Source organism: Clostridium sp. OM05-9 (genome assembly GCF_003481465.1).
Lineage (GTDB): Bacteria > Bacillota > Clostridia > Lachnospirales > Lachnospiraceae > Coprococcus > Coprococcus ammoniilyticus.
Genome location: NZ_QULF01000001.1, coordinates 197915 through 221552 on the forward strand (window position 1 = coordinate 197915; position 23638 = coordinate 221552).

At 42.8% G+C, this 23638-nt stretch carries 24 protein-coding genes; 18 read left to right on the plus strand and 6 right to left on the minus strand.

The annotated features are described in order from the left end of the window. The first annotated feature begins 85 nt into the window (after window positions 1-85). Complete coding sequence (gene gltX / locus DXB77_RS00880) at window positions 86-1765, plus strand: glutamate--tRNA ligase (protein WP_118662463.1); 1680 nt, start codon at window positions 86-88, stop codon at window positions 1763-1765. Between the two features lie 116 nt (window positions 1766-1881). Next, on the plus strand, window positions 1882-3126 hold the full coding sequence (argJ, locus tag DXB77_RS00885) for a bifunctional glutamate N-acetyltransferase/amino-acid acetyltransferase ArgJ (RefSeq protein ID WP_118662625.1): 1245 nt from the start codon (window positions 1882-1884) through the stop codon (window positions 3124-3126). 189 nt (window positions 3127-3315) lie between these two features. Here argJ and DXB77_RS00890 read toward each other — a convergent pair whose 3' ends face one another. Continuing rightward, the gene (locus DXB77_RS00890; RefSeq protein WP_118662464.1) at window positions 3316-3675 is read right to left on the minus strand and encodes a hypothetical protein; all 360 of its coding nucleotides are present in this window, start codon (window positions 3673-3675) and stop codon (window positions 3316-3318) included. Window positions 3676-4147: 472 nt separating this feature from the next. Here DXB77_RS00890 and DXB77_RS00895 point away from each other — a divergent pair, with 472 nt between their 5' ends. The 6 genes from DXB77_RS00895 to DXB77_RS00920 all read left to right on the plus strand — a co-directional run bounded on the left by DXB77_RS00895 (window position 4148) and on the right by DXB77_RS00920 (window position 10977). Further along, window positions 4148-4900 (plus strand): DeoR/GlpR family DNA-binding transcription regulator, encoded by a 753-nt coding sequence (locus DXB77_RS00895; RefSeq protein WP_008400090.1) that lies wholly within the window; start codon window positions 4148-4150, stop codon window positions 4898-4900. Beyond that, a complete protein-coding gene (gene pfkB, locus DXB77_RS00900) occupies window positions 4897-5799 on the plus strand; it encodes a 1-phosphofructokinase (protein ID WP_118662465.1) in 903 nt (300 codons plus the stop codon). Before DXB77_RS00895 ends, pfkB begins: the two co-directional genes overlap by 4 nt. 78 nt (window positions 5800-5877) lie before the next feature. Further along, the gene (locus tag DXB77_RS00905; RefSeq protein ID WP_117822208.1) at window positions 5878-7941 is read left to right on the plus strand and encodes a fructose-specific PTS transporter subunit EIIC; all 2064 of its coding nucleotides are present in this window, start codon (window positions 5878-5880) and stop codon (window positions 7939-7941) included. Window positions 7942-8112: 171 nt separating this feature from the next. Further along, window positions 8113-8376 (plus strand): HPr family phosphocarrier protein, encoded by a 264-nt coding sequence (locus DXB77_RS00910; RefSeq protein ID WP_008400082.1) that lies wholly within the window; start codon window positions 8113-8115, stop codon window positions 8374-8376. A 40-nt stretch (window positions 8377-8416) separates the two neighbouring features. Continuing rightward, the gene (ptsP, locus tag DXB77_RS00915) at window positions 8417-10120 is read left to right on the plus strand and encodes a phosphoenolpyruvate--protein phosphotransferase (RefSeq protein ID WP_118662626.1); all 1704 of its coding nucleotides are present in this window, start codon (window positions 8417-8419) and stop codon (window positions 10118-10120) included. Between the two features lie 554 nt (window positions 10121-10674). Then, window positions 10675-10977, plus strand: a complete 303-nt coding sequence (locus tag DXB77_RS00920) for a hypothetical protein (protein WP_008400078.1) — start codon at window positions 10675-10677, stop codon at window positions 10975-10977. Window positions 10978-11100: 123 nt separating this feature from the next. Here the strand turns inward: DXB77_RS00920 and DXB77_RS00925 are convergent, their stop codons facing one another. Beyond that, the gene (locus DXB77_RS00925; protein WP_117808288.1) at window positions 11101-11421 is read right to left on the minus strand and encodes a helix-turn-helix domain-containing protein; all 321 of its coding nucleotides are present in this window, start codon (window positions 11419-11421) and stop codon (window positions 11101-11103) included. Between the two features lie 249 nt (window positions 11422-11670). Between DXB77_RS00925 and acgA the strand changes: the two genes are divergently transcribed. From acgA to DXB77_RS00965, 8 genes are all read left to right on the plus strand, one after another. Continuing rightward, on the plus strand, window positions 11671-11802 hold the full coding sequence (gene acgA / locus DXB77_RS00930) for an ACGX-repeat peptide (protein WP_117808289.1): 132 nt from the start codon (window positions 11671-11673) through the stop codon (window positions 11800-11802). A 28-nt stretch (window positions 11803-11830) separates the two neighbouring features. Further along, window positions 11831-12892 (plus strand): radical SAM/SPASM domain protein, ACGX system, encoded by a 1062-nt coding sequence (acgM, locus tag DXB77_RS00935; RefSeq protein WP_118662466.1) that lies wholly within the window; start codon window positions 11831-11833, stop codon window positions 12890-12892. A gap of 90 nt (window positions 12893-12982) precedes the next feature. After that, window positions 12983-13594, plus strand: a complete 612-nt coding sequence (locus DXB77_RS00940; protein ID WP_118615398.1) for a 4Fe-4S binding protein — start codon at window positions 12983-12985, stop codon at window positions 13592-13594. A 50-nt stretch (window positions 13595-13644) separates the two neighbouring features. Continuing rightward, window positions 13645-14598, plus strand: a complete 954-nt coding sequence (locus DXB77_RS00945) for a Sir2 silent information regulator family NAD-dependent deacetylase (protein WP_118662627.1) — start codon at window positions 13645-13647, stop codon at window positions 14596-14598. 107 nt (window positions 14599-14705) lie between these two features. Continuing rightward, window positions 14706-15488 carry a protein-ADP-ribose hydrolase gene (locus DXB77_RS00950; protein ID WP_118662467.1) on the plus strand — a complete coding sequence of 261 codons (783 nt, stop codon included), beginning with the start codon at window positions 14706-14708 and terminating at the stop codon, window positions 15486-15488. 178 nt (window positions 15489-15666) lie between these two features. Then, the gene (locus DXB77_RS00955; protein ID WP_117808293.1) at window positions 15667-16101 is read left to right on the plus strand and encodes a cupin domain-containing protein; all 435 of its coding nucleotides are present in this window, start codon (window positions 15667-15669) and stop codon (window positions 16099-16101) included. A gap of 16 nt (window positions 16102-16117) precedes the next feature. After that, window positions 16118-16450: a carboxymuconolactone decarboxylase family protein gene (locus DXB77_RS00960; RefSeq protein ID WP_021944795.1), complete on the plus strand. Its 333-nt coding sequence runs from the start codon at window positions 16118-16120 to the stop codon at window positions 16448-16450. Between the two features lie 68 nt (window positions 16451-16518). After that, entirely contained in the window at window positions 16519-16956 is a 438-nt protein-coding gene (locus DXB77_RS00965) for a DUF3783 domain-containing protein (protein WP_118483319.1), read from the plus strand. Between the two features lie 101 nt (window positions 16957-17057). Here the strand turns inward: DXB77_RS00965 and aguA are convergent, their stop codons facing one another. The 4 genes from aguA to DXB77_RS00985 form a co-directional block, all read right to left on the minus strand. Next, window positions 17058-18155: an agmatine deiminase gene (aguA, locus tag DXB77_RS00970; protein WP_118483321.1), complete on the minus strand. Its 1098-nt coding sequence runs from the start codon at window positions 18153-18155 to the stop codon at window positions 17058-17060. Between the two features lie 205 nt (window positions 18156-18360). After that, entirely contained in the window at window positions 18361-19653 is a 1293-nt protein-coding gene (locus DXB77_RS00975) for a serpin family protein (RefSeq protein WP_117808296.1), read from the minus strand. Window positions 19654-19819: 166 nt separating this feature from the next. Then, a complete protein-coding gene (locus DXB77_RS00980) occupies window positions 19820-20440 on the minus strand; it encodes a hypothetical protein (protein ID WP_118483323.1) in 621 nt (206 codons plus the stop codon). Continuing rightward, window positions 20424-20672: a sigma-70 family RNA polymerase sigma factor gene (locus DXB77_RS00985; protein ID WP_347559458.1), complete on the minus strand. Its 249-nt coding sequence runs from the start codon at window positions 20670-20672 to the stop codon at window positions 20424-20426. The genes DXB77_RS00980 and DXB77_RS00985 overlap by 17 nt, the downstream gene beginning before the upstream one ends. Window positions 20673-20894: 222 nt before the next feature. On the opposite strand from DXB77_RS00985, the gene DXB77_RS00990 reads away from it, so the two are divergent. Next, window positions 20895-23015, plus strand: a complete 2121-nt coding sequence (locus tag DXB77_RS00990) for a recombinase family protein (protein ID WP_117599152.1) — start codon at window positions 20895-20897, stop codon at window positions 23013-23015. Then, entirely contained in the window at window positions 22940-23317 is a 378-nt protein-coding gene (locus DXB77_RS00995; RefSeq protein ID WP_054325472.1) for a TnpV protein, read from the plus strand. Before DXB77_RS00990 ends, DXB77_RS00995 begins: the two co-directional genes overlap by 76 nt. The last annotated feature ends 321 nt before the right edge of the window (window positions 23318-23638 follow it).

Sequence of the window (23638 nt, forward strand, 5' to 3'; positions counted from 1 at the left end):
TACTATATGTGTTTTGACAGTCGATTAGGTGCTGTCAGGCGGTCAGAAACGAAAAATAGATTTGATATAAGAGGTGGCAGATAAGATGGATTATAACAAATTAGCAGAATTAATATTCCCGGATATAACAGGAACGGTAGACGATCTCGAAGCAAGATTTCCAAAGAGAGACTTGCCGGAGGGTGCGAAGGTAACGAGATTTGCGCCAAGCCCAACCGGATATATGCATATCGGTGGTTTATATGCTGCTATGATATCAAGAAAACTTGCAAAGCAGAGCGGTGGTGTGTTCTATCTTAGAATAGAAGATACAGACAGAAAGAGAGAGCTTGAAAATGGCGTGGAGGAGATCATCAATTCCTTAAACAAGTTTGATCTTGGATTTGACGAGGGACCATTTGAAGGAAGCCCTGTCACATATGCACCATATAAGCAGAGCGAGAGAAAAGAGATCTATCAGATCTGCGTTAAGAAGCTGATGCAGGAGGGATATGCATATCCTGATTTTACAACTGCGGAAGAACTGGATGCGATAAGAGCAAAGCAGGAGGCTGCAAAGGTAGATATCGGATATTATGGAGAGTATGCAGTTGGCAGAAATCTGACATACGAGCAGATCGAGGAGAAACTAGCAGCCGGAGAACCTTATGTTGTCAGACTTAAGAGCCCGGGCGAAGCAGGAAAGACGGTTGTTTACAGTGACCCGATCCGTGGTAAGATCGAGATGCCTGAGAATATGATGGATGTTGTACTGTTAAAATCTGACGGAATTCCAACCTATCATTTTGCACATGCAGTAGACGATCATTTCATGAGAACAAATATGGTCATCCGTGGTGATGAATGGCTTGCATCCTATCCGCTTCATAAGCAGTTATTTGAACTGTGCGGATTTGAACTTCCTGAGTATGCACATATTTCACCAATTATGAAGATGGAAATATCTGTGGATGAGGATGGAAATGAACATCAGCACAAGAGAAAACTCAGTAAGAGAAAAGACCCGGAGGCAGCCGTTGGCTTCTATCAGGAGCAGGGTTATCCATCCGAGAGTGTATTGGAATATCTTATGACGATTGCAAATTCCAATTATGAGGAATGGCATGCGGCAAATCCAGATAAGACGATTGATGATTTCACATTGTCACTTGCGAAGATGCCGGCTTCCGGTGCATTATTTGATATAGTGAAGTTAAATGATGTCAGCAAAGAGATGATCTCCACATTTTCAGAAGAGAAGTGTTATGAGAAGATCATGGCGTGGGCAAAAGAATTTGATGAGAAGCTGTATGCATTTGGAACAGAAGATAAGGACAGCTTCATGAAGACGATCAGTCTTTGGAAGATGTCTGGAAATAAAGTCCGTAAGGATGTTGGTAAGTGGTCAGATCTGGCAGAGATGTTCGGCTATCTCTATGTGCCGGAGGATGAACTGAAGCTTTCCTACGAGATCGACGAGAAGTATAATGCAGATCAGATGGCAGAGATCATCAATGAATACAAGAAGGATCTGTTCTTAGATGCTGAGAACTGGTTTGCCGAGATGAAGGTAATGGGCGACAAGCTGGGCTATTGCCCGAATGTCAAGGAATATAAGAAGAACCCGGATGCTTACAAGGGATCGATCACAGATGTCTGCACGATTGTTCGTGTAGCAGTAACCGGTAAGAAGAATTCACCGGATCTTGCTACGATCATGAACGTGATCGGCAAGGATCGTACGATCGGAAGACTGGACAAGTTCCTGGCAGCGATCGGCAAGTAAGATAATAGAAATACAGGCAGAGTTTTATATATCTTAAAAAGGAGGCAGTGGCGAATCACTGATCGACAGCGGCGGAACAGAATGTGGAAGTCGACAGGATTTGGCTGCGGATGATTATGAAGAAGAAAACATACGAAGGATACACATATGTAGATGGTGGTGTCTGTGCGGCAAAGGGATTTGTGGCAAATGGTATAAACTGCGGACTGAATTCCGATAAGAATAAGAACGATCTGGGTATGGTTTACAGCAGTACAGTCTGTAATGCAGCAGCCGTATATACACAGAACAAGGTAAAAGGTGCACCAATCCTTGTAACCAAGGAGCATCTGAAGGCAACAGGCGGCAAAGCCATGGCAGTTGTCGTTAATTCAAAGAATGCAAATACCTGTAATGCAGACGGCGTGGAAAAGGCAGAGCGGATCTGTGAGCTGGCAGCAGATGCACTGGGAATCGATGCAGATATGATCATCAATGCATCGACTGGTGTTATTGGTCAGATTCTTCCGATCGAACCATTTGAAGAGCACATGAAGGAGCTTGCTGACGGTTTAAGTGCCGATGGCAATGATAAGGCAGCAAATGCGATCATGACGACAGATACAGTTGATAAGCAGGTTGCAGTAGAATTCACACTTGGTGGCAAGACCTGCCGCCTGGGCGGAATGGCAAAGGGAAGCGGTATGATCCATCCGAATATGGCAACCACGCTGAACTTTATCACAACGGATGTTGCAATCTCAGCCGATATGATCCAGAAGGCTCTGAGTGAGATCGTAAAGGTAACCTATAATTGTCTGTCTATAGATGGTGATACATCGACAAATGATACTTTAAGTGTCATGGCAAACGGACTTGCAGGAAATGAAGAGATCGTAACAGAAAATGACGACTATGCAATTTTCAAGAAAGCACTGTACATCGTTATGGAGTGTATGACGATGATGCTCGCAAGTGATGGAGAGGGCGCAAGCAAGATGCTGGAATGTACAGTATCTGGAGCACCGGATCAGGATACAGCGATCATCGTTGCAAAGAGCATTATCCGTTCCCCACTGACCAAATGTGCGATGTTTGGTGAAGACGCAAACTGGGGACGTATTCTCTGTGCGATCGGATATGCAGAAGCGGATTTCGATATCGATAAAGTAGATGTAGATCTTGAATCTGAGAAGGGTATCGTAGAGGTATGCAGAAACGGTTCCGGTATTCCATTTTCTGAGGAAAAAGCCTCTGAGGTATTATCTGAGGATGATATCTATATCAACGTCAATCTGAATCAGGGCGAAGCATCCGCCAAGGCGTGGGGCTGTGACCTGACTTATGATTACGTTAAGATCAACGGTGATTATCGTTCATAAATAAAAAGTGCCACCGATAGACGGTTAGCCTTGATATGATGAGTTAAAAATAACCCCTTTTATTAGACCTTTTTGTCTAATAAAAGGGGTTCACTTCAAGGCTGGGAGATTATTTTTTATACTTATAGTGCGCTGATTAGCGTGTTCCAAATGAATCTGTCCAGAGTGGCATATAGCCGCTTCGGCTGGCTACTGCTTGGGAAGCCAGATTTGTAACAGACGCACTATATTTAACTGGTAAGTTTTGCCCTTCTTCAGCTTTAAAGATGTTTTATTCAGCGCGGCTTTCTTGGCCGTGGTCTTGCTTGCAGTAAGGGTGGCATCATTTGTGGTTGTATTTGTAGTAGAAGTGGCAGTATTTATAGCTGCGGTCTTACTTGTGGCAAGGGCAACATTGGTGCCTGTGTATGTACTGACAGCGGAAACTGTGCGCTCATTTAAAGTTGCTGCCTGAACTGCTGCCTGTGCTGGCAATGCAGTTACGATAACCATACCAAGCAGGCTGCATCCGATGATTGTACGTTTCCAGAAAGAATTGGAATGTTTCATAGAAATTACCTCCGAATTATGTAATTAAAATATTTGATCTGTTAACTTAATAAGTCCCCCATATCAGCGAATGCAGATATTTATATTATATATGTAATTTTAGACAGGAACAACCGGAAATATATGGTGACGTCCCATTTTATATTTTAGAATTTCGTATGCAAAAAAGAACTCTATAATGAGATCCTTTTTGGAAGAGACGCAGCTATGACCCTTTGGCTGATGTCATATATCAATCAGCAGGAAGTCTTATAACGAGACTGCCTGCTTTCTTTAATTCCGTTTCTTTCATATTTGTTCAAAAAACTTCAAAAAAGTGCAAATTAATGATTGATTCTGAACGAAATGTGTGCTAATATAAACCTAAGTTGAACGAATATGATTGATTTTGAACGAAAAAACGGTTATAATGCATATATATGAATTGAATTGCAAATAATAAAATGATTTGATAATAAGGAGACCTATATATATGCTTACGGAAGAAAGATATAACAAGATACTGGAAGCTCTGAAGAACAAAGGAACGATCACAGTTGCAGAAATGACAGAGTGCACAGGAGCATCAGAATCAACCATACGGCGGGATCTTATCGCTCTCGATGAAATGGGAAAACTGAATAAGGTACACGGAGGAGCTACAGCAGTTGCACACCAGTTTATTGCAGATGAGATTGCGGTCAGTGTAAAAGAGCAGCTCTGTGTGGAAGAAAAGAAAGCAATTGCGCGGTATGCGGTGAATATGATCAATGATGACGATTTTATTTTCATAGATGCAGGAACAAGTACCGGATGGATGATCGAGTATCTGGAATCAACCAGAGCGACATTTGTCACAAACGGAATTGCACATATCAAACGGCTGATGAACAAAGGACTTCGGGCATACATGATCGGAGGACTCGGAAAGCCGGTCACAGAATCTACGGTAGGTGCAGATGCTGTAAATAATATGAAGATGTTCAATTTCTCAAAATGCTTCCTTGGAACCAACGGTGTACATACAGATTACGGTTTCACGACAGTTGATGTAGAAGAAGCACTTGTAAAGATGGAAGCGGTCAACCGATCTTATGCGAGTGTTGTCCTTGCCGATCACACGAAGTTTGACAAGGTTACAGCGGTTACATTTGCAGGAATCAAGAAGGCGTGTATTATCACCGACCGACTTGTAAATGATAAGTATGCAGATGCAACAGTCATAAAGGAGGTAATGAAGGAATGATCTACACAGTAACTTTCAATCCGGCAATCGATTATGTTGTCAGAATGGAAAAACTGGAAATCGGTTCGGTAAACAGAAGCAGAGAAGAAGCCCTGTTCTACGGTGGAAAGGGAATCAATGTTTCGACAGTCCTTAAGAATCTGGGCGTAGATTCTGTAGCACTTGGATTTGTTGCAGGCTTTACCGGAAAAGCGATTGAAGAAGGAGTCGCTGCCCTTGGTGTAAAAGCTGATTTCATCACGGTTTCAGATGGCGTTAGCAGAATCAATGTTAAGCTGAAAGCCGGAGAAGAAACAGAGATCAATGGAAAAGGCCCCAATATCAGCGATGCAGAACTGGAAGAACTTTATAAGAAATTAGATGGTTTAACAGACGGTGACTGTCTGGTTCTGGCAGGAGCGATCCCACCATCTTTACCATCTGATGTGTACGAGAAGATCATGGCAAGACTTGCAGGCAAGAAGGTTGATATCGTAGTCGATGCTACGAAGGATCTCCTGTTAAATGTTCTCAAGTATCATCCGTTTCTTATCAAGCCGAATAACTTCGAGCTTGGAGAAATGTTTGGCGTAACACTTCATTCCGATGAGGAGATTGAAGAATATGCAAAGAGATTACAGACACTTGGAGCAAGAAACGTAGCGATCTCCATGGCAGGAGACGGATCTATGCTGCTCACAGAGACCGGAGAGACATACAGAATGGGCGTTCCAAAAGGAAAAGTTGTTAATTCTGTAGGAGCCGGAGATTCCATGGTGGCAGGATTTATCGCAAGCTATTTTGCAGAGCATGATTACAAGAAAGCATTAAAGTACGGCGCAGCAACAGGCAGTGCAACTGCATTTTCAGAAGGACTTGCAACAAAAGACCAGGTTGAGAAACTTTTAGGACAATTTTAACAGTTGGGGAAAAGGGAGAAGAACCGACTGACCTGACCAGATCCTGATAAACCGGTATTTGAGTAAAGGAGAATGAGTATGAGAATAAGGGAGTTATTAAAAAAAGAAGGAATTGCCCTTGGTGTAAAAGTAGATTCTAAAGACGCAGCGATCGATTATCTGATCGATCTTCATGCAAAATCGGGCAATATAACAGATAAGGCAGAATTCAAGAAAGGAATTCTTGCAAGAGAGGAATCCGGTTCGACCGGAGTTGGAGAGGGAATCGCAATTCCTCATTCCAAGAATGCAGCAGTTAAGCAGCCGGGACTTGCAGCTATGACAGTACCGGACGGTGTAGATTATGATTCATTAGACGGACAGCCTGCAAACCTGTTCTTCATGATCGCAGCACCGGAAAAGGGCGCAGATGTACATCTGGAAGTATTATCAAGACTCAGTATGTTGCTGATGGATGAGAACTTCAGAGCAGAACTTCTTGCAGCAAAGAATGCAGATCAGTTCTTAGATATCTGCAGCAAATATGAGATGGAAAAGTTCGCGGATGAACTTGGAGAAGCAACAGAAGATAAGAAAGAAAACGCACCGGAAAAGACAGGATACAGAGTCCTTGCAGTTACAGCATGTCCGACCGGTATCGCACATACATTTATGGCAGCGGAAGCCCTTGAGAAAAAAGGAAATGAAATGGGCATTTCGATCAAGGTTGAAACAAATGGATCCGGCGGTGTTAAGAATCGTCTGACAGCAAAGGAGATTGAAGAATGTGACGGTATTATCGTAGCAGCCGATAAGAATGTAGAGACCGCAAGATTTGACGGCAAGCCAGTTCTTTTTACAAAGGTAGCAGATGGTATCCACAAACCGGAAGAGCTTATCAATAAAGTGATCGATGGCAAGGTTTCGGTGCATCATGAGAGTGGAAAGAAAGCAGAGGAAGAAAGCGCAGGCGGTGTTGGAAGTCAGATCTACAAGCATCTGATGAGCGGTGTATCCCATATGCTTCCATTCGTTATCGGTGGCGGTATCATGATCGCACTGGCATTTCTGATCGATACAATCTGTGGATATGGTTCAACCGGTGGTTCAAACTTCGGTACCTGTACACCACTTTCTGCATTCTTTAAATATGTCGGAGATCTGTCCATGGGACTGATGGTTCCGGTACTTGCAGGTTATATCGCATATTCGATCGCAGATCGTCCGGGTCTTGCAGTTGGATTTACCGGCGGACTTCTTGCTTCATCCGGTAATGCAGCGATCGCAAAATATATATGGGCAGGTGCAAGCCTTTCCCCATTCCAGAATTTTATCTCAAAATTCGGTTTTGTAGGCGAAGGCTCCGGTAATACAGTATCCGGTTTCTTAGGTGGTATTCTTGCAGGTTTCCTTGCAGGTTATATCGTACTTTTATTAAAGAAGATGTGTTCAAAGTTCCCTCAGTCATTAGAGGGTATCAAGCCAACATTGATCTATCCGTTAGTTGGTATTTTCCTTGTAGGCGTATTGATGGTATTTATCTTTAATCCATTGATCGGCCTTGTAAATACAGGACTTTCCAATATGCTTACATCACTTGCAGATAAGAATCTGTTAGCTCTCCTTGGTCTGATCCTCGGAGCAATGATGGCGATCGACATGGGCGGTCCTATCAACAAGGCAGCTTATGTATTCGGCTCGGGAATGCTTTCTACAGCAGCAGACCTTGTATCAGCCGGTGCATCCCAGAGTGATGCAGCCGTTCAGGCATGCTACATTTCCATGGCAGCCGTAATGATTGGCGGTATGGTTCCACCAATGGGAATTGCACTTGCATGTAAGCTGTTCCCTAAGAAATTCACAAAGGCAGAAAGAGGATCAGCCGTTTCTAACTTTGTAATGGGTTGTTCCTTCATCACAGAGGGTGCGATTCCATTTGCAGCAGCAGATCCGCTTCATGTTATCCCATGTACCCTGGTTGGTGCAGGTGTAGCAGGAGCATTATCAGCAGCATTCAAATGTACACTGATGGCGCCACACGGAGGAATCTTCGTATTTGCAACAGTAGGACATCCATTATTCTACATTCTTTCATGGGTGATCGGTTCTGTAGTAACCTGTTTACTGCTCGGTCTGATCAAGAAAAATGTAGCAGAAGAATAAAAACAAAAACCCTATCCTTTTTAACAACGGTGGGAACAGAAAGAATCTGTTCCTGCCGGATATAAATAAAACAGGGATATTTCAAATATTAAATCAAAAGTAACAATGTTGATCATGCGTTTGTCCGAATCGGACAAATGATAAAAGAGATATAAAAAGGAGAAGATAATTATGGTATCACAGACAGTTAAAGTTATTAATGAGCAGGGATTACACATGAGACCGGCAGGAGTATTTGCAAAGGAAATGACAAAGTTCAAATGTAACGTAACAATCGATATTGCCGGTAAGAGAATCAACGCAAAGAGCGTTATGCTGATCATTGCAGCATGTATTAAGTGTGGAACAGAGATGACAATTGAGTGTGACGGTGAAGACGAGCAGGCAGCTCTCGCAAAGGCAGTAGAGTTGGTTGAATCCGGTCTTGGCGAATAGTCAGACAGCATTCTTTCATCTGGAAAGCGGGGTAGAAGATATGTTAAAAGGAATAGGCGGCTCAGCCGGTTATGGCATCGGAAAGGTTGTCATCATCAGTGATGGCAAACCGGAATATAAGCAGCATACAGTAACAGATACAGATGCTGAACTTCAGAGATTTGAGAATGCTATGGAAGTTTTTGTTGAAAAGACTCAGAAAATGGCAGATGCAATGAAAGAAAAGGTTGGAGAACATAATGCAGAGATCCTGGAAGGGCATATCGTTTTGATAAGTGATCCATTTATGCAGGATCAGGTCAAGGAGTTGATCGGTAATGGCGAATGTGCAGAAGCAGCCGTTGACAGTGTATGTGATATGTTCGTATCCATGTTCTCCCAGGTAGATGATGAACTGACCAGACAGAGAGCAACTGACGTAGGAGATATCCGTGTCCGTATGCTTAAGATCCTTACCGGTACGCCGGATATTAATATCGGAGATGTTCCGGCAGGTACAGTGATCGTCGCAAAGGATCTGACACCATCCATGACAGCAGGAATCGTAAAGGAAAATGTAGCAGGTATTATCACCGAGATTGGCGGTAAGACTTCTCATTCAGCTATTCTTGCAAGAGCACTTGAGATCCCTGCTGTACTTAGTGTAGATGGTATCGTAGATCAGGTGTCCGATGGTATGATGGCAGTTGTAGACGGATGCGAAGGCGTTTGCATCTTAGAACCTGCGATGGATGAGATCGCAGAATATGAGACAAAGCGTGCAGATTACCTGAAAGAGAAGGAACTGCTTCAGATCTACAGAGGAAAAGATACAGTAACTGCTGATGGAACAAAGGTAGCTTTATATGGCAATATCGGCAATCCAGAGGATGCCAAAGGTGTTGTTGCAGCTGATGGTGAAGGCGTAGGCTTATTCCGTACTGAGTTCCTGTTCATGGGAACAGACAGTTTGCCAACAGAGGACGAGCAGTTTGAAGCATATAAGGCAGCAGCCGAGACGATGCAGGGTAAAGAAGTTATTATCCGTACACTGGATGTCGGCGGTGACAAAGATATCCCGTATCTCGGATTGGAAAAAGAAGACAATCCGTTCCTTGGTTTCCGTGCAGTCAGATATTGTTTGAAAAATGAGGACAGCTACAAGGTACAGCTTCGTGCATTGCTTCGTGCGAGTGCATTTGGCGATATTAAGATCATGGTTCCGCTTGTTACCTGTGTGGATGAGATCCGACGGGTAAAAGAACTGGTAGCGGAACTTAAGAAGGAGTTAGATTCAGAGAAAATCGCATATAACAAGGATATTCAGGTCGGCGTTATGATCGAGACTCCTGCAGCCAGCCTGATCGCAGATCTTCTGGCAAAGGAAGCTGATTTCTTCAGTATCGGTACAAATGATCTGACCCAGTACACAATGGCAGTTGACAGAGGAAATGCCAAGGTTGCATATCTGTATTCCGCATACAATCCTGCTGTTCTTCGTTCTATGAAGAATGTTATTGAAGCAGGAAATGCAGCAGGCATCATGGTAGGTATGTGTGGTGAAGCAGCTGCTGATCCGTTACTGATCCCACTTCTGATCTCCTTTGGACTGGGAGAGTTCAGTGTATCGGCAACTTCTGTTTTAAGAACCAGAGGCACAATTGCCAAATGGTCAAAGGCAGATGCAGATGCGCTTGCAGCAAAAGCATTGTCCTTATCCACAGAAGCTGAGGTGGCTGAACTGTTAAAAGCCTTCGCAAGATAAGCCAAAAGCCCATATCTGTTTTGTTTGGAACAGAATGAAAGATATTAAAAGCAACTAGTACTATAATTACACCTATTATTCCGCAAGTCGTTTGCACTTTATTTTAACGCAGCGGTACTAAGCTCCTTGCCTATGGCAACTCGCTAAGGACCGGCGTTGAAAAAGGCTTGCTACATAATAGTGTAATATATAGTAACTGTTGCTTTTGTAATATATCGGATAGTTCCAAACAAAACAGATATGAAAGTTTCTGCAATTAGCGCAGGCGAGGCTTAAAAAGTGCATTATTTTCTGAGACGGTTTTCTGCATATTTGAATAGCAGGGTAAATGTCAAGAATACATTTTTTACAAAATTTGAAAGCTTGAGTGTGGGGTTTTCACGAATTTCTTACGAAAATTAATTTGCACTGGAATTTTATGGAAAATATTTGGTAATATTAATAATATAGAAGTCTGAAATAAAAAAGTTATTTTTTAGCCGTAGCGGCAAGACGAAACAGGGCACATATTGGCAGTTGGAGATGTTTTCAATAGGTAGAGAGGAAGATAGGTTATGTTTGAAAACGAAAAAGTGAAACATGTAAAATTTGGTGAGGGAAATGTAGTTGAATGTGATGGTACACACATCCGTATTTTATTTCAGTGTGAGAATATAGAAAAGACTTTCACTTATCCAACCGTATTTGAGAAGTTTGTAAGATTTGACAGTCAGGACGCACAGGACAGGGTCACAGATGATCTGAATACCGCAAAAGAGGAGGCTGCAAAGCTGGAAAATCTCAGAAAATTATTCATGGCTGAGCAGGCAAAGAAGCGAAAGCTGGAGAAAGCAGCCAAGGCGGCAAAGAAAAGATAAAGCAAGAGCACCCGGTCGGGTGCTTTTTCAATTGTCTTGTGTTCTTCTCTGGTATCCGTTACTATCCATGCATAGTGGAGATAATAGCTATGAAAAGGGTTAATCACTATGTATGGCTTTTTTTTACATTTGTTTATAGGCGTTACCCCATTCGACCATAGAGTCAAGGATTGGCTTTAAGGTCTGTCCGAGGTCGCTTAACGCATATTCTACGCGTGGCGGAACCTCCGGGTATACGGTTCGGGTGATCAGCCCGTCTTCTTCCATTGAGCGAAGGCTGTCGGTCAGAACCTTCTGGCTGATACCGGTCAGATCGCGTTTGAGTTCGTTGAATCGCCATGGACGCTGTAACAGATTTCTTATAATAAGCAGCTTCCATTTACTTCCGATCAGAGCAACGGTCGTTGCAACCGGACATTCTGGTAATTCTTCTTTTGTTAACATAACATTACCTCCATGTATTTGTTTTATATCTAACATTTATTTTGTACCCAATATTCTTTTTTCTTGTTACATCCAATTATAATCTAACATCCTATGTGTGGTCAATTAGTTACAAAAAGGTAACCGGGGTTACTTTTTTGTGACCAGGTAATAAAAAAGTGCGTACTTTTTTCGAAAATCAGAATTTGTTATGTTGATAATGCAAGAGGGCAACAGCCCAAAAATAAAATTATCAGGAGGTAACAGAAGATGGCATTATCAAATATTGCAGATTGGGAAGACGATAAGGACAAGCAGGCAGGTGCAGCATGTGGAGCATCCGACAAACCGGCAGCGTGCGGAACAGCATGTGGAGCGTCTGACAAGCCGGAGCAGAAATAAGATGAAGAAATAAGGAGGCATGGACAGGATGAGTCAGTATTTTGCATTTCAATGGCATATCACAGATGAGTGTGATCAGCGGTGTAAGCACTGTTATATATTTTCAGGGACAGGATGTAAGGAATTAAAGAGCATGACCTGGGAGCAGATGCAGGAGGTTGTGGCGAACTGTGAAGATTTCTGTAAGGTCTATCACAGAGTACCGTACTTCTATATTACTGGCGGCGATCCTATCCTGCATCCTGATTTCTGGAAATTGATGGTTCTGTTAAAGAGCAAAAATATTCCATTTACAATCATGGGAAATCCATTCCATCTGAACGATGAGATCTGTAAAATGTTAGCCGTTTGTGGCTGTGAAAAATACCAGATGTCGTTAGATGGAATGAGAGAGACCCATGACTGGTTTCGGAAACCGGGCAGCTTCGATCTGACGCTGGAAAAAGTCGGCTGTCTGAATCGGGCAGGAATCCGGAGCATTATCATGAGTACGGTTTCAAAGACAAATATGCATGAGATACCGGATATTATCGATGCAGTTGTTCAGGCTGGCGTGGATGTGTATGCATTTTCAAGATATGTACCGACCGGTGGAGAGGTCGATACCAGCATGACACCGGAGGAGTACCGGGAGCTTTTGTCTGTCTGTGATGCGAAGTATAAGGCATATGAAGCGGCAGGCTGCAAGACGTATTTTAATAAAAAGGATCATCTGTGGACGTTATATGAGTATGAAACAGGAGCGTTTACGCTGCCGGAAAATGCACAGGTAGGCATGATCTATGCGGGTTGTAATTGTGGTAACTGCCATATCACGATCTCATCAAATGGTGACGTGATGGCATGCAGGCGTGTTATGGACAGCAAGGTGGCAAATGTATTTGAGGACCGGCTGGCAGATGTGTGGATCTGTCAGATGGAGAAATACAGAGATTATGAGAAATTCAGCAAATGCAGCAAGTGTGAATTAAAAGCATGGTGTAGAGGGTGTCCGGCTGTTGCAAATGGAACGACCGGGAGCTTTTACGGAGCAGATCCTCAGTGCTGGAAGACAAGAAATGAGATTACTGGGGAGGTGCTTCCATGTTAACAAGAAAACAGGGAAGAATTAAAATTGTAGAGTAAACAAACGCAAACAGGAATGCGGATGTCTGGTTATTTTGTATTGGAGGAACGATAGATGGATTTAAAAACATGCTTAAAGAAGATGCAATTGGTAGGAGTTCTTGCATTTGCAACAGTGGATAAGGATGGTGCGCCGCAGATACGGAATATCAGTGCGATCCATTATGAATCGGATGCCCTGTATTTTTATACGGCAAGGGGGAAGAATTTCTGTCAGGAACTTCTGGAAGATGGACGGGTTCAGATCCTTTGCTATACAAAATATAAAGAGATGATACGACTGTCGGGAAAGGCATATGCGGTGCGCGAGGAAGAACAGGAGAAATGGCGTGATACCATCTTTGAGGAGCAGCCTTATCTGGCAAATGTCTATCCGGGTAATACCAGAAGTATAGGTATTATATTCTGTATTGATCAGGGTGAGGTAGAATATTTTAATCTGGGCGTGAATCCGATATTTCGTGAGACATACAGCCTTGGAAATGCTATAATCCGGGAAAAGGGGTATGTGATAACAGATGCCTGTATCGGCTGTGGTAAATGTGAGAAACTCTGTCCTCAGAGGTGTATCGAGAGAGGAACACCATATAAGATCAATCAGCAGCATTGTCTGCATTGTGGAAATTGTTATGAGAACTGTCCTGTTCAGGCAATCATGCGAAAGTGACCGATAGAAATAATGAAATGGATATACAGACAGAAACAGAGCGACAGATTATGAAAAAGATTAAGTATAGAAATGATAAAATAACATTTGAAACATTTTTGTCCGGGACACCTGCCAGAGATTATGTGTTCCAGAAGACGCCATATGAGGAACAGATCCGTTTGGCTTCCCAGATGTTACAGGATGCAGAGTACGTTCTGGTTGGAGCAGGAGCAGGGATGAGTGCAGCGGCAGGCGCGCAGTATGGCGGAACATTTTTTGAGGAGAATTTCGGAGAGTTCCAGAAGAAATATGGAAAAGGGCCATATATGCAGGATATGTATTCTGCAGGCTTTTACCCGTACCCGGATGAAGAAAGCTACTGGGGCTACTGGTCGAAACAGGCGATCCTTGGCGGTATTGATCTGGATGTGACACCGCTTCATAAAACGTTTTTAAGTATGTTTTCCGGTAAGAAGATATTTGTCTTAAGCACAAATGCAGATGGTCAGTTTGTCAAAGCAGGGTTGCCGGAAGATCAGATCTTCTGCACACAGGGAGATTATTTCCATATTCAGTGCGGAAAAGGCTGTCATGATAAACTTTACGATGCGGTAGATCTGTTCCGGCAGATGGATCAGGCACGGAGGGATTGCAGGATACCGATCTATATGGTTCCGAAATGTCCGGTGTGCGGCGGGGCTATGGACATGAATCTGCGAAAAGATCAGCATTTCGTTCAGGATGCAGCATGGTATGATGCGGAGCAGAGATTTGGAGATTTCCTGTCTGAGGCAGAGAAAGGCAGATTGGTGCTGCTGGAACTTGGCGTTGGATTTAACACACCAATGATAATTAGATTTCCATTTGAAAAACTGGTCAGAGAGAATAAAAATATCTCGATAATCCGTCTGAATCTGAATGAAGCAGTTGTGCCGGAGAGTCTTGGTGACCGCGCGGTCGGAATTAATGCAGATATGAAAGAAAGCATTACGGATATAGAGCGTTGTGTGGCTGGGATGTAACGGACATTTGGCGCTATGCGGCAGAAAAATAACGGATGAAGGATTTCCAGAGATAGTGTAATAAATAGTAAAACAGAAAGTCTAAATATGGAAGGAAGCAGAGATTGATGAATCACGAGGAACAGAGAAAATGGCTGATCCGGAATTTGCTGGATGAAGATACATATTATAAGAATTACAGAATTCCGGAAGATGAACAGGAACAGAAGGATCTTCTGCGCTCCCTGATGAATGTACGGATGCCGAAGAAGATCAGTCAGGAATTTTTAAGGATTCAGGACGAATATCTGACGGAGGAAAATGAAAAGGCAGGAGTCATAGATCTTACAGAGTTGTTTCCGACAAAATCAGATGACCGGATCTATCTCTGGCAGGGAGATATAACAGCACTAAAGGTGGACGCAATCGTGAATGCCGCAAACAGTCAGATGTGCGGTTGCTTTCGTCCAATGCATAATTGTGTGGACAATATCATTCACTCAAAGGCAGGAATAGAGCTCAGGCTGCGCTGTAATGATATCATGCAGGCGCAGGGACATGAGGAGCCGACCGGACAGGCAAAGATCACACCGGCATTTAACCTTCCATGTAAATATGTACTTCATACAGTAGGTCCGATCGTGCAGGAACGGCTGCGGAAGGAACACGAAGAATTGCTGGCATCCTGTTATTGTTCCTGTCTGGAGCTTGCAGAAGAAAATGGAGTATCAAGTATTGCCTTTTGCTGCATTTCGACAGGCGTATTCATGTTCCCGAATAAACGGGCAGCGGAGATCGCAGTAGAAACCGTGCAGAAGTATCTGGAAGAAACAGGAAGCCGGATGCAGGTGGTATTTAACGTGTTCAAGGATGAGGATTTACATATATACAAAAGGTTACTTGAATACTGAGAATACTTACTTCATAAAAACTTCATACAAAAAAGTTCTTGACTTGGAGTAAAGTTCAAAGAGTATGATAGGAGTGTACGAAAAAGGTATACTCCTTTTTAGTATATAAATACGGAAAGCATCAGAGCATAGGCGCATAAGCGCTGAAACAAGTTTAAGTAAGATGGAGAGTGATAGTATGAAGACTACAAACAGAGAAGAATTTGAGAAGCAGAACGTATTTGGAACAGGAAATGCAAATACAGCATTTGCACAATATTTTATTGGGGATTCCTTTTTGAATCCGCTGACAGACACGAAAACAGGATTGTTTCTTGCAAATGTAACCTTTGAGCCGGGATGCCGGAATAACTGGCATATCCATCACGCAACAAAGGGCGGCGGACAGCTCCTGATCTGCACAGCCGGAGAGGGCTGGTATCAGGAAGAAGGAAAAGAGGCAGTCAGTCTTGTACCGGGAACTGTAATCACGATTCCGGCAGAGGTAAAGCACTGGCATGGTGCAAAGAAGGATAGCTGGTTTTCCCATATCGCAGTAGAAGTACCGGGTGAGAACTGCAGTAATGAATGGTGCGAACCGGTCACGGATGAAGAATATAATAAGTTAGCATAGGAAAGGTGGATCTATCATGGCAGTAAAACAGACAGCAGGAAGAACACAGCTTGGAGAATTTGCTCCAAAATTTGCAGAATTAAATGATGATGTATTATTTGGCGAGGTATGGAGCAGAGAGGATAAGCTGTCCCTCAGAGACCGGTCACTGGTAACTGTAGTTGCATTAATGGCACAGGGGCTTACCGATGAATCCTTCCGTTATCATCTGATGAGTGCAAAGGCAAACGGAATCACACAGGAGGAAATTGCAGAGATCGTTACACATGCAGCATTTTACTGTGGATGGCCGAAGGCATGGGCAGTATTTCGTATGGCAAAAGAAGTCTGGGCAGAAGAAGATAAGTAGTATAGAGTCTCTTGCATTTCTTCTAATCCTGTGGTAGTGTGAAACGAGATATACAGACAGGAGACAGCATGGAAAAGTTAATATTAATACATGTAACAGACAGCGAATACCGTAAAATACAGAATATTGCAAGCCGGATGAAGATCACCGTAGATCGGATACCGGATGAGATAGTGACAACGAATTATAAGTTGGGTGAGCTTGTAAATGGAACCTATAAAAAAGTAGCAGAAATGGCAGATGCAACGGATCAGACTGGGAAAAACGCAGCTAAACATTCTTCGAGTGCAGTGACTGCGGGTATGCAGACAAAGAGCCGGGCAGACAGCCTGATTCTTTTATGTAATTTGAAGGAAAAACGTCTGGACAAGATGCTATTCGAGCTTCGGCATGGTGATGTGAAAGTGGATTACAAGGCGATCCTGACACCGAGCAATCAGAACTGGACAGTGAAGCTTCTTATGCAGGAGCTTCGCAAGGAGCGGTTTGTAATGATGCGAAAGTAGAAAATGGAGCGTACAGAGAGAACTCTGTATGCTCCATTTTTTGTAGTGAATTTCGGTGATGCAATAGCAGATTTGCTATGATAAAGATGGCAGACATCATGTCAGGCTTTCGGCTGCTGCTGGGTGATACAGTGGATATTGCCGCCGCCGTAAGCAATTTCTTCGGTACGGACACCGACAACCTTACGTTCCGGGAACATGGACTGTACCTGACGGATTGCAAGAGCGTCATTTTCATCACCGTACTGTGGCAGGATGATGCCGCCATTTACGATCAGAAAATTCAGATAAGAGGCGATCGCAAGGTCACCGTTTTTTCTTGGAGTGCTTCCGGGAACTGCATCGACTGTTTCCATGCCCTTCAGATAAACCGGAGCTTTGGTTGTACAGAGCTTATGGACGATCAGTTTCCTGCCTTTGGCATCTACAGCATTTGACAGGGTGTGGTAAGCGGCCTGTGCTTCTTTATAGAATGGGTCAGTCGGATCATCCGTATAGATGCAGGCAACTTCACCGGGACGGACGAAGCAGGCGACATCATCGATATGTCCATTTGTCTCGTCGGGATCGATGCCGTCCTTGATCCAGATGATCGTATCGACATTCAGATAATCTTTTAATTTCTGCTCGATCTGAGCTTTTGTGAGATGAGGATTTCTTCCCTTTGACAGCAGGCACATCTCGGTGGTGATCAGTGTACCTTCCCCATCGACATGAAAAGAGCCGCCCTCTAATACGAAATCATCAGTTCGGTAAGAATCAATCTGTTCCAGTTCGCAGATCTTGGATGCGATCTGATCATCCTTATCCCATGGAAAATACAATCCGTCGACCAGTCCGCCCCAGGCATTAAAGGTCCAGTCACAGGCACGGGTTTTGCCTTTATCATTTATCAGAAAAGTTGGTCCCATATCTCTGCACCATGCATCGTTACTGCTCATTTCAACGATCCGTACGCCGGCAGGCAGCATGGTTTTTGCATGTTCATATTGTGCGGCAGATACGCACATTGTAACAGGTTCGAATTCTGAGATCGCAGCAGCTACATTTGCAAATGTTTTTTGTGCCGGTTTCGCACCGGCTCTCCAGTTGTCGGTTCGTTCCGGCCAGATCATAAAGATCTGCTTTTGTTCTTCAAATTCTCCCGGCATACGGAAACCGTCAGCCTTTGGGGTCGAGTTTGTAATAAGTTTCGCCATTCCTGTATCCTCCTTGTATCGCAAATAAAATATCCATATCGTGTTTGAAAAATCATCTCTTGCAGGCAGGAGATTTTTCAGTCTTATATTTGATAAAACAAAAAAAGAAGCAACTCATTTTCTGAATTGCTCCGTTGCATGTGTCTGTATTTATTTCTTATTACGATAGCACAGAGATTATTGAAAATCAATATGGAATTGGATCTTACAGATCATTTACCCGTCCCATGAACAGGATCATTCCGGTATCCTGATCTTCAATGACATAGACAAATGGCTGGTCAACGATGAAGTTATAGGTTTCTTCCGGTGGCATCATAGCAGTTTCCTTTATTATGATATCCGTCTCCGCGGCAGCCTTTGTTCCGTTTTCATCAACGATCACTTTTGCTTTGTGAGAAACGGAAGATACCGCGATGCCATCTGCGATCTTTGAGAAATCAGCAGAAGCATATGCAGACCGGATTCCAAGTCTGTTCAGGATATCATCCAGACCGTTGATACTCTGTTCATCTGTGAATTTTGGAAGCTGAATGGTCTCTATCTCAGGAGAATCAGCATTATCCAGAGAGTCGATAAGTGCCTGTTTCTCATCACTGCTTAAAGCATCGAACAGGTTGGTGATCGTATCGCCTTCTTTAGATGGAAGGAATACTTTCATTACAACAGAATCACCATCGTAAGGAAGTACGATTCCTTTTATCGATCCGCTATCCGCATAAGAGAATCGTTCATCGTACAGATGCATCATTGGTACGGTAGAATCTCCGTTTGTTCCGTGAAAAGTATCATCGTATGTGTTACCCTCTGTAAATGGTGTCTGCCATTTTCCTTCAAAGTAAACCGCATTAATGAGCATCATAACAGTATTTGTCGAAAGTTCATTCATGATGGATGGGATCATCTGATTTGTATGTTCATTTACCCAGTTGTTTACATCCTTCACAACCTGATCGGCATGATCCGTAAAATCGGCTTCATATATCTCACCATGGTAATAGGTCTTGGCCGGAAGCAGAAAATCATCTGAGATATTAGCCGCCCAGTCTTTTCCGGTGGTCATCCAGATGGAATTTGCAGTATTTACATATGTCTGCTTGGACCAGTCTTTGTTCAGATAGCTTTGCATTTCCGTATTCCAGGTTGAAAGATCTTTGATGCCAAGTGTTGATTCCAGTTCCGTTTTCGTTTCGCCCCCGGCACCCTGATCGAGCATGGACAGTGCACTGGAAATACTGTAAGGGGAATAAAAACAGTTGCTGTCTTTTGGAAGTGCATCATACAGGTCAAATGCAAAATTGTTGACACCGTTTTTAAGTTCCTCATAGGAATCGACGGGCGCCGGTTTTGCTCCGACTGCGATGTCACTTCCGAGTTCCTTTGATGCTAAAAGTTTTTGTTTGGTGACGCTGCCGCCATTATTATCTGCGTTTCTGCATCCTGCAAGACTTGTGCACAGACATGCACCAAGTAATAAGCTGATTATCTTTTTATTCATAAATAATCCTCCATTTCTTTCGTGGTCAGATATGAATAATACTAACATATATCAGTGAATAAGAATATTCAAAAAAATATATAGTCTTATCAATGTCCGGTTTATTTGCTTCTTTAATTTACATACGAAAGAAAATGGAGGATTTATGGAATTATTTTAAAAATTTTTATTCTTCGGTCACGGAATAGGTGGCAGCTTCATCCGATAAGGATTCCGCATCTACACCGAGATCTTTTTCCGCATTTACAAACCATGCCGGAGTATCGGAAGATACATTCATGTTGTTGAAGATATAAGTACCATCTGCATCAAACAGATATTCGGCATAGCCATAATCATCGGCAGTTCCGCCTATGACGATCACATGTGTGATATGATCGGCATCCGTGTAATCATATCGGAAGTAGGTATCTGTACTGCATTTGTCTGTGATATCGGTCTGCTGTCCGTTCAGGGTGAAATACAGTCTTCCGGCTTTCGCGGTGACATAGGTTTGATCGGTTGATTCGATACGGAAAGACATGGTAGCGTCTTCTGCATCGTATTCGACCTTCGTACCATTTGCAGTAGAGAATACCTTATGCACCCAGGTGCTTCCGGTTGCTGCCAGACAGATGCCATTTGACAGACAGAAGATGGCTGCCAGTCCGGCAACTGCGTAGGAAAGTCTGCGTGTGATCGTGTGGATCCGCAGCTTCTTTGAGCGTTCCGTGGTGATGTTGATGACTGCATCTGAGTGGATCATGTCAAATGTTTTCTTATAGCGTTCTTTATTCTGATTGTTCATAGTCCCAAGCCTCCTTTAGGGTGTCACGAAGCACGGTACGTCCGCGGTTTAACCGGACCTTTATGTTGCTTTTGCTGATCTTTAGAATGTCTGCAATTTCCTTAATGGAATAGTCTTCATAATAAAACAGATGGATCACTGTCCGGTATTTTTCCGGCAGCTTCATGACTGTTTCAAATAATTCCTGGCTTTCAGTATCAGAAAAATTCAGTTGTTCCATATAATCTTCCAATGATGTCCGGTTCCTGTGCCAGAGGGCTATACTTTAGTAGGACGATAAATAATGCGTTTCTAAATTGAAAATAGGCTATCAAAATCGGTCTTGGAACTTCAAAAAAATATTTTGATTTTCTTGAAAAACAGTTCCGCTTTGTACCCCTATTTTCTCCTATTAGCAGAGGGAGTAATCCCTGTAATGCTAAATCGGATTACATAAGGAAAGGAGGATAAGAGAATGTCAAGGAGTTCAAAGATTACAGCACTCTATGAGCGTTTGTCGAGAGATGATGATCTTAATGGTGAGTCAAATTCAATCACCAATCAAAAGCAATACTTGGAAGATTACGCCCGAAGAAATGGTTTTACGAATATCCGTCATTTTACTGACGATGGTTTTTCGGGTGTAAATTTCAATCGTCCGAGTTTTCAGGAGTTGATTAAGGAAGTAGAAGCAGGAAATGTCGCAACGATTATTGTTAAGGATATGAGCCGATTAGGGCGAAACTATCTGCAAGTCGGTTTTTATACGGAAGTTCTGTTCCCACAGAAAGATGTCCGTTTCCTTGCGATAAATAACAGTATCGACAGCAATAATGCTTCTGACAATGACTTTGCCCCATTTTTGAATATAATGAACGAATGGTACGCAAAAGACACAAGCAATAAAATCAAGGCTGTGTTTGACGCCCGTATGAAAGACGGAAAGCGTTGTAGCGGTTCAATTCCCTATGGATATAACCGATTAGCAACCGACAAACAAACGCTTGTCGTTGACCCTGTGGCTTCTGCGGTGGTAAAGCGTATCTTTTTGCTTGCCAACGAGGGCAAAAGTCCGAGAGCAATCGCTGAATTGCTTACCGAAGAAAAGGTTTTAATTCCGGCTGCACACGCAAAGGAATATCACCCCGAACAGTATAACGGAACAAAGTTTTCAGACCCGTATCTTTGGGGAATGTCAACCATAAGAGCGATTTTAAGCAGACAGGAATATCTCGGTCATACTGTTTTGCGTAAATCGGTCAGCACCAATTTCAAACTGCACAAAAGAAAGAATACCGATGAAGATGAACAGTATGTATTTTATAATACGCACGAGCCTATCATCTCGCAGGAACTTTGGGACAGCGTTCAGAAGCGAAAGAAACGAGCGAACAGGACAGCGGCAAGAGGAACGCATAGCAACCGTTTAAGCGGTTATCTGTACTGTGCGGATTGTGGCAGAAGAATGACCCTGCAAACGCATTACAGTAAAAAAGACCGTTCGGTGCAGTATTCTTACCGTTGCGGCGGATATGCAAGCAAAGTAAACTCCTGCTCTGCCCATTCAATTAGTGCTGATAATGTTGAAGCCTTGATATTATCGGCTGTCAAACGATTATCAAGATTTGTTCTGAATGACGAAGAAGCCTTTGCAAAGGAACTTCAAGCACTTTGGAATGAAAAGCAGACAGAAAAGCCAAAGCACAATAAATCGGAATTGCACCGTTTTCAGAAGCGATACGATGAATTGTCTAAACTTATTCGTGGCTTGTATGAAAATCTTGTTTCGGGATTACTGCCCGAAAGACAGTATAAGCAACTGATGAAGCAGTACGATGACGAACAGGCTGAGCTGGAAACGAAGATTGAGGAAATGGAAAAGGAACTTACCGAAGAAAAAGTAAATGCTGTTGATATTAAGCATTTCATTTCTTTAATTCGCAAGTGCAAAGAGCCGACAGAAATTTCCGATTTGATGTTTGCTGAACTCATTGACAAGATTGTGGTTTATGAAGCAGAGGGTGTGGGAAAAGCAAGGACACAAAAGGTTGATATTTACTTCAACTATGTCGGGCAGGTCGATATTGCCTATACAGAAGAAGAACTTGCTGAAATAAAGGCACAGGAAGAACAGATTGAGATGGAACGCTTGGCAAAACAGCGTGAGCGTGAAAAAGCCTACCGAGAGAAGCGAAAGGCGAAAAAACTCGCTGAAAACGGTGGAGAAATCGTCAAGACAAAGATATGTCCTCACTGTCAAAAAGAGTTTGTGCCTACAAGTAACCGACAGATATTCTGTTCAAAAGATTGTTGCTATCAGGCAAGGCAGGACAAGACAAAAGCCGACAGAGAAGCTGAAAAAGGAAATCATTATTATCGTCAGCGTGTCTGTGCTGTGTGTGGCAGTACCTACTGGCCTACACACAGTCAGCAGAAATTCTGTTCCGAAGAATGTCAAAAGATAAACCATAACGAGAAGTCTTTGGAATTTTATCACAAGAAGCAGAAGGAGAAATCAGAATGCAAAGATTTATTACAGACGAAAGAACTGGTATCCAGTACGAACTCATCGGAGATTATTACTATCCCTGCTTGACGATAGAAAACGAAGAACCGCCTACGCTCACAAAATACGGAAGAATGAGGGAAAGATATTTGAGGGAGCATAGGAAAGTCTTATATTGCAATCTGCTTACAAGCGGAAAGTTATATGAACACCTTGCTGAAATTGATACTTCGGCGTGTAATATGGCGGAGTATCTGATAAAGGAAATGGCAAGAAAACAAGGTGTGACGGAACAACTGAAAGCGGAGGATATGATGAGATGGGTCGGATTGATGAATAATATCCGAGCCTGTGCAGATGAGATTGTATTGAACGATATTGTGTATTCCTAATAGCATACCAGCCGAAAAGGAACTGCTGTCTTTACTGATGGCAGTTTTCTTTTTCGGGAAGTATTCAAGAAGTCATTAAGTCGTGAGTGTAATGGAAGTGGTTAAATTGAAAGTTCATAAAGATGGTATGATGTGTTAAAATGAGAGTGATGAATTGTAATTTTCCGCATTGAATATTAAGAGACTTGTAGGTGTAAGCCTTTTGCTGTTTTATTATATTCTTTCAAAAAATGAAAGCTAATCTTTGAATAAATATTTTTTGAATTTAAGTGACGCTTGACACATTTTTCCCGTTTATTAGGGTGAAAGGCCTTAATACAA